Genomic DNA, 12,747 nt, shown 5'->3' on the forward strand with positions numbered 1-12,747 from the left:
CCCTGGTAATTTTACGTTTAGGTTATTGAAAAAATTAATGATTAAAAAATTAACTGTGTAAATATCACCCAGATACTCGATTATATTTGTGTTATGATTAAGATCGTAATCAAAACAGATTTTTAACATCTATTTATGCCAACTAAACACCTTTGTGGTTATTTTTTAACGAAGAGATTGCTGATAAAGATGAACTTTTGATTAAATAATGATTATGATAGTGAATAACAATAATAAAGGATGTCACCATGCAGGCGCTGTTACTTAGCCTCACTTTAGCCACTATTCTGGCTTATCTTTGGTATGCCAGTTTACTTAAAAAACGCACTTCAGCCATTGAAGCGCTAAAAGTGATCGACTCAAAAATTGATAGAAGATTAACCCTATTTACCGAACTATGTCAGGAAAAGCCCTCTTACCCACGCCCGTTAACCGATGACCAACAAGCTCAGTTAGAGCAACTAAAGCAGTTACAGCCAGAGCATGATTGGAACCAACCGATTGAAGAATCAAATGTTGCTGGTGGCTCATTGTCAGTGTCGATTGCCGCATGGCAACAAATTGATCAAGGCTTAGAATCACTTTTAGCGACAGTGAATAAAGACAAACTGTGCACCGAACAACTCGCTGAGTATTTGCAACTTGAACTTGATTTTGTTCACGCCGAAGATTTTTATCGTAAAGCCGTGGACGAGTTAAACAGTGGAGTAAAGATTTTTCCTGGGTCGGCAGTGGCAAAATTTGCCCACATAGCCCCAATGCCCATTTTTGACCAAGTGCAGGAATAAGCCGATGATATGGCGTAATGGTTTGGCGCTATTACTGATCAGCACCGTGTTGGCAGGGGTAACCGCACAGGCCAAACAAGTGGTTTACCCAGAGGTTGAAGACGTCGTTAAACCACAAATTAAAGCCAAATACATTGAAGAACAGCCAGAGCTAAAACCACAACGGTCACTGCTACAGACTACGGTGAGCAAGCCAACGCTTGAGCCTGTTAATGTTATTAATCTAAACCCTGTGAAGTCGCTAAATGATCAACTGGTGTTAGATAATAGCTACGTTAGCGATAAATCTAAGCCTCGTACATTAACCAATGATTACCCGCTTAAAAAATCCGCTGTAACGCCTAATAAACCCAGAGTTAAAGCGCAATATTCTGAAAACGGTATAGTGAGTGATCTCGGCGTTGAAAAACGCAAAGTGTACCAATACAAGCAAGCTAATGGGATTATGGTATTTAGCGATCATCAACCGCAGGGTGAAGATTACCAGGTACTCTTATATGAATGCTTTGCCTGTCGCCCAGACTCCACTGTCGACTGGTATAAAATCCCGTTATTTACCTCGCATTTTGCCACCGATGTGGCGCTAGCCGCACACAAATATCAGTTAGATCCGGCATTAATTAGAGCGGTGATTCATGCCGAATCGGCGTTTAAGCCCCGTGCGGTTTCAAAAGCAGGCGCCAAAGGGTTAATGCAATTAATGCCCGGTACTGCCAGCGATATGGGGGTTGATAACCCATTAAATGCCCAACAAAATATTCGCGGTGGTAGCCGCTATTTAGCGCAACTGTTAGCCCAATTTAATGGTGATTTAGACTTAGCTTGCGCTGCGTACAATGCCGGCCCAAGTACCGTCACCCAATACAGTGGCATTCCGCCATACCCTGAAACTCAGGCCTATGTGAAGCGCGTAAAAATATTATTCAAACGCTATCAAAAAGCATTAGCCAGTTAATCGAGGTTATATGAAATATCTAATCCATAAAGCACAGCCAAAGCGCGTTAAACTCAGTCCTAAAAGTGGTTATTGTTTAGCGGGCATGGCAGGGTTATTAATCCTAGGCGCTGCGACGGTTCCTGCTATGGCTGCAACCCCAGCAGCAGTTGCACCATCACAAGAAGACATGCGCTTATACGACATTGCTAATGCGCCACAAGCGCAGCGTATCGAACAAGATATTCGCACTCTAGTTGATTTTGGCACTCGCCATACTTTATCTGACACTCAATCAGACACCCAAGGCATTGGCGCAGCAAGACGCTGGATAGAAGCCGAGTTTAAGCGTATTTCAAAAGAGTGTGGTGGTTGCCTCGAAGTGGTAACAGTAGCCAATACTGTAGAAGGTAAGCGCATTGCTAAGCCTACCGAAGTGGTTAACGTTATTGCCATTCAGCGCGGTAACACAGACCCTAAACGTGTGGTGATGATGAGCGGTGATATTGATTCGCGGGTCACCGACGTGCTTGATGCTACCTCTATTTCACCAGGTGCTAACGATAATGCCTCCGGTGTAGCCGGTGCAATTGAAGCCGCGCGGGTGTTATCTAAATATCAGTTTAACGGCACCATAGTGTACGCAGCCCTGTCGGGTGAAGAGCAAGGCCTGTACGGCGGCAATATTTTAGCCGACTATGCCAAAGCACAAGGTTGGCAAGTACAAGCGGTGCTTAATAACGACATGATAGGCAATATTGCTGGTATTAATGGCGTAATAAATAACAGCAGTGTGCGAGTTTTTTCTGAAGGCGTACGCTTTGCCGAAACTGCCGAAGAAGCCAAAGCGCGTTATTTTAGTGGCGGCGAAAACGATTCTGCCTCGCGTAATTTAGCCCGTAAAATCAAATCATTGGCCGACCAGTACATGACAAACCTCGACGTCATGTTAGTGTATCGTCTTGACCGATTTGGCCGTGGTGGACATCATTTACCGTTTAATCAAGCTGGTTTACCAGCGGTGCGCATTATGGAAACCAATGAGCATTACGACCGCCAGCATCAGGATATTCGGGTTGAAAACGGCATTGCCTATGGTGATGTCATTGAAGGCGTCGATTTTGAGTTTAACGCCAAACTCACCGCATTAAACGCAATTAGCTTAGCCGCCCAGGCATGGGCACCAGCACCGCCATCTAAGGTGAGCATTGAAGGCCAGGTGTCACCCAGTACTACGCTAAGTTGGCAAAAAAGCGGTGATGAAACTGTGGTGGGTTATCGGGTGTATTGGCGCTCAACTACCGCACCAGAGTGGACCCACAGCCGCTATGTGGGCAAGGTTGATACCTTTACTCTGGATAATCTAGTGATTGATAATTATTTATTTGGCGTGGCAAGTGTTGCTGCCAATGGCAATGTCAGCCCAGTGGTATTCCCTGGGGCTACAGGCGCGTTTTTTAAATAATGCTATAAAAAAGCCCTGAGCATCAACATGCACCGGGCTTTTTATTATCTAATTGAGGCTACTCGCCGACTTCCCATTTTACTGTTGTGTAACCGTCGGCATGGCCTAATAAAGGCGCTAAGTAATCTAATGCTTCTTTGGCCATAACATCCATTTGCCACGGCGGATTAATCACCCATAAACCAGCGGCTGTCATGCCAAACTCATCGCTATCGGCATTAATGGCTTGCTCAATACGCAGCTGTTTTTTAATGCCGCTATTTTTAAGCAGTGTCAGCATGGCTTCTGTTTGCTCACGCTTTACTACCGGATACCACAACATAAAAATACCCGTTGCAAAGCGTTTATGGGCTTTAATCAGGGTCTCAGCCACATCAATATAGTCGGTTTTAATTTCATAACTTGGGTCAATTAAAATCACTCCACGGCGCTCTAATGGCGGTACGGCAGCAATTAACCCTTGTAAACCATCGCTGTTGAGTACTTTTACTTGCTTGTCTTGAATAAAGTAACTTTCAAGCAACTCATGGTCAGTTGAATGCAACTCGTGTAATACCATGCGATCTTGTGGGCGCAGCTCTACATCAACAAACGCTGGTGAGCCAGGATACACTCTAAGCTCACCGTCATATTCGGCATTAAAGTGGTGTACGGCTTCAACATAATCGGCTAAGGCGACAGGGAGGTTTTCATGTTGCCACAGTTTGGCCACGCCATCTAAATACTCACCGGTTTTTTGCGAGTACTCATCGGTTAATGAATACGCGCCAGCGCCTGCATGAGTGTCGATATACACATATGGCTTTGCTTTTTTCTGCATGGCTTTTAATGCTTGTATAAGCATTGAATGTTTAAGCACATCGGCATAATTGCCAGCATGGTAACCGTGGCGATAACTAAGCATGGGTATTTCCATTAACTAAATGAACAGTAAAAACTGTGTAATACCATCATTATAAGTTTTCTCAGGCGTGAGGTATAGGTATTCACTGCTGATGGCTTTTGGCATAATGAGGTAGTTTCTTATATTGGCATGGTATTTATCTTGTTGCAGACACCGATCTTCTTTAATCAGCAGTACCCAACATTGGTTGATATCGCCAGCCGCTGGCAATTAGTGTGGGACAAAGACGCCGCATTTGAATTGCGCTTTGAGCAAAACTGTTTGAGTTTGTATAAACGAGATGAACCCAAATTAGATGGCATTAACGTTGATTTTGTATCAGGCGCTGTCGCACATCGACGCAAATTTGGTGGCGGGCGCGGTCAGTCTATCGCCAAAGCGGTCGGGTTAAAACAAGGCGTAACGCCAACGGTTGTCGATGGCACAGCAGGCCTAGGCCGCGATGCGTTTGTATTGGCAAGCCTAGGTTGCAAAGTGATTATGGTTGAGCGCCACCCTGTGGTTGCTGCATTATTAGAAGACGGCCTACGCCGCGCTTATGAAGATGCCGAAATCGGCGAGTGGATGCAGGATTTGATGAGCCTATTTCACGGCTCGAGCCTGGATGCATTAGCTGATGCTGCACAGTCCTCAGGTACAGAAATAGACGTCGTCTATTTAGACCCCATGTACCCACATCGTGAAAAGTCAGCTTTAGTTAAAAAAGAAATGCGCGTATTTCAAACCTTAGTCGGTGCCGACCTAGACGCCGACGGCTTATTAGCCCCGGCAATGGCACTCGCCACCAAACGCGTCGTGGTAAAACGTCCCGATTATGCTGAAGATCTCGATGGTGTAAAACCCAGCATGGTTATCGCAACGAAAAAAAATCGCTTTGATGTGTATGTGAAAGCCGCAATGAAATAGTGGTGAATATAGCGTCTGCTTTGGGATAAGTATCGCTGTCGCTGAACCCATACATTGACATAATGTACCCATAGTTTGACAAATTTAACCCATTCAATGACATAAAAATGGTTTTTGTAATTATGTTCCAAAAGCCATTTTCTTTAATATCAGCATCTTGAGCGATTAATAACCCATACATTGACAAATTTTTGCATGTTAGTACACTAAGTGTACTTAAATTGTTCAATTTTTATCGAAAATATGAGAAATTTACGTAAACCTTCACCTAATAAAAATATATTTAAATTTGCTAGTGCAAAAGTTGGCGAAACAATAATGTGTGAGAGTTCATTGGAGTTTGATGCGTACTTTCATCTTGAGTACAATGAATCGATCAAAATATTTATTAGTCAACCTGAAAAGTTTTATTACGATTTTGACGGCGTAAGAGCATTTTATACGCCTGATGCGCTAATTTACTACAATGATGGGACTATGAAATATCATGAATATAAGCCCTACAGTAAAATTTTTGACCCTATTTTTAGATCTCAATTCGCAGCCAAGAAAGTGGTCGCTCAGTCCTTGGGAGCAGATCTTATCTTGGTTACAGAACGTCAAATCCGCGTAAATCCTATTCTAAATAATCTTAAAATATTGCACCGGTATTCAGGTATCTATGACTTAAATACTATTCAAATTGAATTGCTTAAGCTTATAAAAAGAACAGGAAAAATTAACGTAAGTGATGTTGCAATTAAGCTGTCATTACCGTTAGCTGAGGCTAGATCATATCTTTATTCTCTGATACATAAAGGATTAATCAAGACCAACTTAAACCATGATGATCTTACTTGTAATCCTTCTGTATGGTGCATTGAGTGATGGACTTCGAGGATGAATTCAATGACTCTGAATTAGTTAGTAAACCTGATACTCCAGCCCAATATGTTAAGTTAGCTGATGCCGAATTAGTCAAGCGAGATTTAGATACCTTCCCCGATTTTTTAAAAGATAAAGCTCTCGATAAATATCAACTTATTGCTTTCATCGAAAAGAAAATTACAGGTGGATGGACTCAAAAAAATTTAGACCCAATTCTTGATACACTTTTTACTGCAAACATGGACAAGCGACCTAACTGGCGAACGTTAGTCCGTTGGCGTAAAAGCTACATTGACAGTAACGGCGATCTTGCATCATTAGTCGCCAAGCGACACAAAATGGGTAATAGAACAAGTCGTACTCAAGGTGATGAAGCTTTTTTTGAGCAAGCACTAATTCGTTTTTTAGATGCTAAAAGACCTCGAGTATCTACAGCATATCAATACTACAAAGACGCCATCACTATTGAGAATGAAAACATTATTGATGGGCAAATTCCTATTATTTCTTACAAAAGTTTTAACCAAAGAATAAAATCACTACCTCCTTATCCAGTGGCAGTTGCAAGGCATGGTAAATTTAAAGCTGACCAATGGTTTGCTTATTGTTCATCACACATACCTCCAACTCGAATATTAGAACGTGTAGAAATTGACCACACACCGCTTGATATAATCCTACTTGATGATGAGTTATCTATCCCACTAGGCAGGCCTTATTTAACCTTAATCGTCGATGTTTTTAGTGGTTGTGTTTTGGGGTTCCACTTAAGTTATCGCTCGCCCTCATATGTTTCAGCAGCCAAAGCAATCGTGCATGCAATAAAACCAAAATCATTTGAAGGTCTTGATATAGAGCTTCAAAATGAGTGGCCTTGCTTTGGCAAATTTGAAAATCTAGTTGTAGATAATGGAGCTGAGTTTTGGTCTAAAAGTTTAGAGCATGCGTGTAAAGAAACTGGAATAAATATTCAATATAACCCAGTTAAACAACCTTGGTTAAAGCCATTTGTAGAACGTTTCTTTGGGATGATAAACGAGTATTTTTTAACAGAATTACCAGGAAAAACCTTCTCGAATATCTTGGCAAAAGAAGAATATAAACCCGAAAAAGACGCTATTATGCGCTTCTCGACCTTTGTTGAAGAGTTTCATCGTTGGATTGTTGATGTTTATCATCAAGATTCCGACTCACGTGAAACGCGTATTCCCATAAAACAATGGCAATATGGCTTTGATATTTACCCGCCACAAAAGATGAGTAAAGAGGACGAACAACGATTTACTGTGCTGATGGGAATCACTGATGAAAGAACATTAACTCGAAATGGTTTTAAATATGAAGAGTTGATGTATGACTCTACTGCTTTAGCAGACTATCGTAAGCACTACCCACAAACGAAAAACACAATAAAAAAACTGATAAAGATAGACCCTGATGACCTGTCTAATATCCATGTGTACCTTGAGGAGTTAGATGGATACCTCAAAGTGTCTTGTACCGATAACTCTGGGTATGCTAATGGTTTGAGTCTTCACGAACATAAAATAATTAAGAAAATTAATCGTGAAACAATACGTGAGAGTAAGGACAACCTAGGTTTAGCTAAAGCGCGTATGGCAATTCATGCGCGAGTTAAACAAGAGCAAGAAGCATTTATTGCATCCAAAACAAAAGCTAAAATTTCAGCAGTAAAAAAACAGGCTCAATTAGCCGATATCAGCAATACAGGTCAAAGGACGATTAATTTAAATACAGAGGAACTAAACTTATTTTTACCTAATAAATCAGAAACTAAACAAATCAATGTTTTCGATAATTGGGATGATGATTTAGAGGCTTTTGAATGAAGACCTTGAGTTCTGCTCAAATTGAGCAATTACAAATATTTAGTGACTGCATTGTGCTTCATCCACAAATTAAAACCATTTTTAACGATTTTGATGAGTTAAGATTAAATCGTCATTTTCAATCTGACCAACAATGCATGCTATTAACGGGTGATACCGGTGTAGGCAAAAGCCATCTGATAAATCACTATAAAAAACGTGTCTTCGCTAGCCAGAATTACAGTCGTCAATCCATTCCTGTATTAGTGAGCCGTATATCCAGTGGAAAAGGGTTAGATGCAACCTTAACTCAAATATTAATGGATCTTGAGTTGTTTGGTAGTCACCAAAGAAAAAAGCGTGGTTATGAGACTGACTTGACCAAAAAACTTGTCGGTAGTTTGGTTAGGGCAGAGGTTGAGCTGCTTATCATCAATGAGTTTCAAGAATTAATAGAGTTTAAAACTGTTCAAGAACGGCAATTAATTGCCAATGCATTGAAGTATATTAGCGAAGAAGCCAAGGTGCCTATTGTGTTAGTGGGTATGCCATGGGCTGTGCAAATTGCAGAAGAGCCGCAATGGTCATCTCGGTTAATACGCCGAAGAAAGCTTGAATATTTTAGTCTTCAAAAAGACAGCAAGTATTACCGCCAATATCTGATGGGCTTAGCTAAGTACATGCCCTTTGAAGAGCCTCCCAAGCTGGAAGACAAGCATGTGGCAATTCCCTTATTTGCAGCTTGTAGAGGTGAAAATAGGATTCTAAAACACCTCCTTTTAGAAGCATTGAAGAATGCGTTGCTCACCCGTGCTAACACGCTAGAAAATCAACATTTTGCTGATGCTTATACAACACTTTTCAATAGAACATCGGGGCCAGTTTTAAATAATCCATTTACTCAACCAACAGAGAATATTCTGATTTCTGAAGTTTTTGAGCATTCTCGCTATAACTCAAATGCAATGTCAGCAGAAGACATGCTGATTGCTAGAGTATTTTCTAAACCACAAACCTTGGCTCAGCTACTGAGTAAATAATTGTCAAACATCCTGACGATTTGCTCTTTATATGAACCTAACAAAGCCAAATTGTAAGTGTTCTCTTCGTCTATAGCTGACTTATATGAAGCGCTAGCATGGCCTTTAGTATGAGGTAACGAAAAACCTGACAGATCCACATGTAACTCATTACCGTCATCTGCCTGAATTGTTTTACTCGATTTTGATTGCGGCAACTCTAGATCTAAATCCTGTGAGCCAGTGTGATCTATAAACACTGATTGCTCTGGTAAATCTTGATCAATTCGATAAGCAAATTCTGTCAGGCTTGTTTCTGCTAAAGTGAATAACCAAGCTTGTTGAGCCTCATCTGAATTAACTCTTAATATGCGACCTAGCACTTGTCGGTAATGCATTTCAGTTTTTATTCGGCTCAAATGACAACATACTTGCAGCCTAGGGATATCAGTACCTTCAGAAATCATCCCCACACTAACAATCCACTGAGTGTTACTTTGTCGAAAATCATCAATAATACGGGAAGGATGCTTTAAGTTAGACGTCACGATACAAGCACTTTGCTTAAGATCAGAGACAAGTATTTGGAGTAATTGTTTAGCATGCTTAATTGAAGCTGCTACAACTAAACCGCCGGCATTCTGGTTGCTCTGGCGTATTTCGGCCAATTTCTTAACGCTCTGATTCAACATATAATGCATTATTTGATGATGATTAATTAACGCCTGATAGCTGTATCTTAGATCTAACAAAAGCTCAGCTATAGATGCAAATGTCTCAGTCTCTTGATCCGTTTCTAGTTTGATTTTGTTGTTATCAATTAAAACAATATTCGGCTGACGACATACGTTATCCTCAATTGCCTGCTTTAATCCATAGCTAAAATCACAGTGGATTGTATTATCTGGTTCAGTGAATCGCGAAAGTACTATAGGGGCCTTATCTGAGCGCCAAGGTGTACCAGAAAGTGCCAAAGTATAAGCTGCATTATATTGAATGTTTAACAGCACCTCCTCACCCCAAGCATTGGCGTTAGTTAGTAGACTGCCCTTTAAGTGATGTACTTCATCCATAATCACAAACACTTTATGAGTACGTAAAAGCTGCCAGAATGCTTCTGTTAATGAGGGCAAAAACTGATAGGTATAGACACTACCAATTGCTCCCATAAGTCCATCAAAGCGCTTATTTAAGCGTTTAGAAAAGGTACTTCTAATGCTATCGTTGACTTCTGACGATGGAGAAAAACACAGCACAAAGTCAATTTTACCCATAGCAATAAGTCTTGCGGCTAGTTCTGCCGCCATAATGGTTTTACCCGCACCTGGTGTGGCTAAACACATAAAATGACTTTGAGTTTGATATCGTGCTAACGCAGCATCAACGCATTGGCTTTGCCATTGTCTTAACTTCACTGTGATAAGCCTTTAAGGTCGTTAAGACAAGACTCTACAGCCTTAATCTTCCCCATCAGGGTTGAACTTTGATTACGAGCATTCATGTATCTGGGATAAAGCCTGGGTTTTGAATTTGGGATTTCCTCAATTAGGCGTTTAAACTCTTCCGCCTCCCCAATGTATCCAAGTAAATCTACTTGGTATTGATTGAGTGTCGCTTTGAGTCGCATTAATTCTTGAGAGCTGGCAGATATCGTTATTGTCGCTTTCATGCGCGCTTTACTGGGCACTAGCTGTGACTTATCAAACAGTGCTGTTTTATAATAAACATGCTTTTTCCCCTGATATTTTTTCTCTAAAAATCCAACACTTACCAGTTTTGCGCAAGCACGACGAACCAACTGATCTATTTCTTTTGGCGAAACAGAGGGATTTGTCTTCATTATCAAATTTTTTATCTGAGTAACAGTGAACTGTTGAAGCTCTTCGGCAATGAGAATACTAAGCAAAGTTTCATTTATACGGATTAATTTTATGGTCACGATTTTTACCAATAGTGTTTAATTTCAATGTTTAACGAGCCACTCCATGACATTTGTTACTTATAAATCAACGGTATCTTCATTGATAGATAGCTTGATATGACTTAGCTCAGATTAAATCTTGACAACAAACATTAAAAAGCTAAGTATTCCTTAGTATACCTGAACTAAAAAAACTAAGACAATCTGAGTTATCTAAGGACTGACTATGTTGAACTTGTGGCAGATAAAAACACCAATCCACTTCCTTTCAGGCTTAAACAGGCTCGAACCGCTAAAGGCATTAGCCAAAAGCAGTTGGGCATCCAGTTAGGCATGGAAATTGGCACCGCGAGTGCGCGTATGAATCAATATGAAAAGGGCAAGCATACACCCGACTACAAGACCTTAAAAGCCATGGCTGATGAGCTAGGTGTACCAGTGGCTTACTTTTTTTGCGAGTCAGAAAGTACGGCGGAGTTGCTGTGTTTACTTGAAAAGATGAGTGAAGAAGAAAAAGACGTTATGATTAAAGTGCTATCTAAGCCAAAACCCAGGTGATAGAAAGCATTGTACAAGGTTGGAACTTTAACTACCGTGGAGAATGTTAAAGTTATTATCATCCATTCGCACCAAGCAAATAGTAGATAAAATCTCTTTAGGGTATACTTGTAACTGTTAAATAAATTCACTATTGAGCACTCTTTCATGGCTAGTTCAACCCAAATTAAAGCACTCATGCAGTCGCACATCGACAAAGATAACGATAGATTTTTATCTATCGCGCTTCAAGTTGCTGCTCATGAAGCAAGAAATGGGCATGGTAAACTTGCCCAAGAACTCAAGCTACTTGTCGATAAAGCTAAAAAAACTAGTGCTGATAATTTACCAGTATCTATTGCACGCAGCATTAAAGACTCTACAGGTTTATTGACAACAAGCTATCCTAAATTACGTTTTAATGACCTTATTGTTTCCTCAAATGTGAAGGACAGATTAGAGCGTTTAGTAAAAGAACAGAGACATTTATCTACATTAAAGAATCATGGTTTATCACCAAGGAAAAAATTACTTCTCGCAGGGAAACCTGGAACAGGTAAAACATTTACAGCATCCATACTCGCTGGAGAATTAAATTTTCCTCTCTTTGAAGTCCGTCTTGATGCTGTTATCACGAAGTATTTGGGTGAATCCGCCGTTAAGTTACGCCAAATATTTGATGCTATTAGAGATGTGAGAGGTGTGTACTTCTTTGATGAATTTGATGCACTTGGTTCTCATCGTGGATCAAGTAATGATGTAGGTGAAGCAAGACGCATTCTAAACAGCTTCTTGCAAATGATTGAACAAGACGATTCAAATAGCGTCATTGTTTGTGCCACTAATCATATTGAAGCTCTTGACCATGCCCTTTTTAGACGATTTGATGATGTGATACGTTACGAACTGCCATCAGAGAGTGAAATTATTGCTCTATTCAAATCTCGTTTGTGTTCTTATGTATCTAAAAATTTCCCTTGGAAAAAATTGGCTCTACTATCTGACGGACTTAGTAATGCTGAGGTCACTTTAGTTGCTAATGATGCAACTAAAGAAATGTTGATTCATGATCATCAGTCAATAACGATCTCTATGCTTCAACAAGCAATTGAAGACAGGAAAAGTATTAGCCAACATTTCACCATTTAATAAGGATGCTTAATGGCGAACAATGATTTCAACAAACCGCACTTTTTTCTTGATTCAAATGCTATTTCCCAAAACTTCACATCGCCGAATGGTGGTGGAGGCGGTGACGCTCAAATAATCCCTGCACAAAACCGTCTAATTCATAGTGGTAAATTAAGGGGTGATCTTGCCACTATTTCAACTCAATTAATTACATTGAAAGACGCTGTTACAGAAATTCCTCTACAAATGGGTATAGGAATTCAAGTCGAGTTCGAGAGTTTTCCCGATATTGAAATGGCTGTTGAAAGTCTGGCTAATACGGTAATCTCCCCATTTTTAACTGAGATCAAAAGTAGATATTTAGGCCACTAGTGCCAGTTTTTGCTTTGGTGGGACACCACCAATTGCTGTATTGGGTCTTTCATTGTTATAAAACCATAGCCATT

The 12,747-nt window shown here is 40.3% G+C and carries 13 protein-coding genes; 10 read left to right on the plus strand and 3 right to left on the minus strand.

Annotated elements, in window-relative coordinates:
- The first annotated feature begins 248 nt into the window (after positions 1 to 248).
- The 3 genes from IEY48_RS06875 to IEY48_RS06885 all read left to right on the plus strand — a co-directional run bounded on the left by IEY48_RS06875 (position 249) and on the right by IEY48_RS06885 (position 3,187).
- Positions 249 to 788, plus strand: a complete 540-nt coding sequence (locus IEY48_RS06875; protein WP_188918599.1) for a hypothetical protein — start codon at positions 249 to 251, stop codon at positions 786 to 788.
- 46 nt (positions 789 to 834) lie between these two features.
- Complete coding sequence (locus tag IEY48_RS06880; protein ID WP_373293710.1) at positions 835 to 1,743, plus strand: lytic transglycosylase domain-containing protein; 909 nt, start codon at positions 835 to 837, stop codon at positions 1,741 to 1,743.
- A gap of 85 nt (positions 1,744 to 1,828) precedes the next feature.
- Positions 1,829 to 3,187, plus strand: coding sequence for a M28 family peptidase (locus tag IEY48_RS06885; RefSeq protein WP_373293711.1), 1,359 nt, complete (start codon positions 1,829 to 1,831; stop codon positions 3,185 to 3,187).
- 58 nt (positions 3,188 to 3,245) lie between these two features.
- On the opposite strand, the gene IEY48_RS06890 is transcribed toward IEY48_RS06885, so the two are convergent.
- Positions 3,246 to 4,091 (minus strand): 23S rRNA (adenine(2030)-N(6))-methyltransferase RlmJ, encoded by an 846-nt coding sequence (locus IEY48_RS06890; RefSeq protein ID WP_188918605.1) that lies wholly within the window; start codon positions 4,089 to 4,091, stop codon positions 3,246 to 3,248.
- A gap of 129 nt (positions 4,092 to 4,220) precedes the next feature.
- Here IEY48_RS06890 and IEY48_RS06895 point away from each other — a divergent pair, with 129 nt between their 5' ends.
- From IEY48_RS06895 to IEY48_RS06910, 4 genes are all read left to right on the plus strand, one after another.
- The gene (locus tag IEY48_RS06895; RefSeq protein ID WP_188918607.1) at positions 4,221 to 4,997 is read left to right on the plus strand and encodes a class I SAM-dependent methyltransferase; all 777 of its coding nucleotides are present in this window, start codon (positions 4,221 to 4,223) and stop codon (positions 4,995 to 4,997) included.
- 243 nt (positions 4,998 to 5,240) lie between these two features.
- A complete protein-coding gene (locus IEY48_RS06900) occupies positions 5,241 to 5,864 on the plus strand; it encodes a TnsA endonuclease N-terminal domain-containing protein (protein WP_223418977.1) in 624 nt (207 codons plus the stop codon).
- The gene (locus tag IEY48_RS06905; protein ID WP_229780198.1) at positions 5,864 to 7,714 is read left to right on the plus strand and encodes a TnsB C-terminal domain-containing protein; all 1,851 of its coding nucleotides are present in this window, start codon (positions 5,864 to 5,866) and stop codon (positions 7,712 to 7,714) included. The genes IEY48_RS06900 and IEY48_RS06905 overlap by 1 nt, the downstream gene beginning before the upstream one ends.
- Complete coding sequence (locus IEY48_RS06910; protein WP_188918611.1) at positions 7,711 to 8,733, plus strand: TniB family NTP-binding protein; 1,023 nt, start codon at positions 7,711 to 7,713, stop codon at positions 8,731 to 8,733. The genes IEY48_RS06905 and IEY48_RS06910 overlap by 4 nt, the downstream gene beginning before the upstream one ends.
- On the opposite strand, the gene IEY48_RS06915 is transcribed toward IEY48_RS06910, so the two are convergent.
- Positions 8,715 to 10,127, minus strand: coding sequence for a DEAD/DEAH box helicase (locus IEY48_RS06915; protein WP_188918613.1), 1,413 nt, complete (start codon positions 10,125 to 10,127; stop codon positions 8,715 to 8,717). The genes IEY48_RS06910 and IEY48_RS06915 overlap by 19 nt on opposite strands.
- Complete coding sequence (locus IEY48_RS06920) at positions 10,124 to 10,651, minus strand: VspR family transcription factor (protein WP_188918615.1); 528 nt, start codon at positions 10,649 to 10,651, stop codon at positions 10,124 to 10,126. Before IEY48_RS06920 ends, IEY48_RS06915 begins: the two co-directional genes overlap by 4 nt.
- A 219-nt stretch (positions 10,652 to 10,870) precedes the next feature.
- Here IEY48_RS06920 and IEY48_RS06925 point away from each other — a divergent pair, with 219 nt between their 5' ends.
- The 3 genes from IEY48_RS06925 to IEY48_RS06935 all read left to right on the plus strand — a co-directional run bounded on the left by IEY48_RS06925 (position 10,871) and on the right by IEY48_RS06935 (position 12,673).
- Positions 10,871 to 11,191 carry a helix-turn-helix domain-containing protein gene (locus tag IEY48_RS06925; protein ID WP_188918617.1) on the plus strand — a complete coding sequence of 107 codons (321 nt, stop codon included), beginning with the start codon at positions 10,871 to 10,873 and terminating at the stop codon, positions 11,189 to 11,191.
- A 147-nt stretch (positions 11,192 to 11,338) separates the two neighbouring features.
- Entirely contained in the window at positions 11,339 to 12,319 is a 981-nt protein-coding gene (locus IEY48_RS06930) for an AAA family ATPase (RefSeq protein ID WP_188918619.1), read from the plus strand.
- A gap of 12 nt (positions 12,320 to 12,331) precedes the next feature.
- A complete protein-coding gene (locus IEY48_RS06935) occupies positions 12,332 to 12,673 on the plus strand; it encodes a hypothetical protein (RefSeq protein ID WP_188918621.1) in 342 nt (113 codons plus the stop codon).
- Positions 12,674 to 12,747 lie beyond the last annotated feature (74 nt).

The organism is Shewanella saliphila (assembly GCF_014648295.1).
In the GTDB taxonomy this organism is placed as follows: Bacteria; Pseudomonadota; Gammaproteobacteria; order Enterobacterales; family Shewanellaceae; genus Shewanella; species Shewanella saliphila.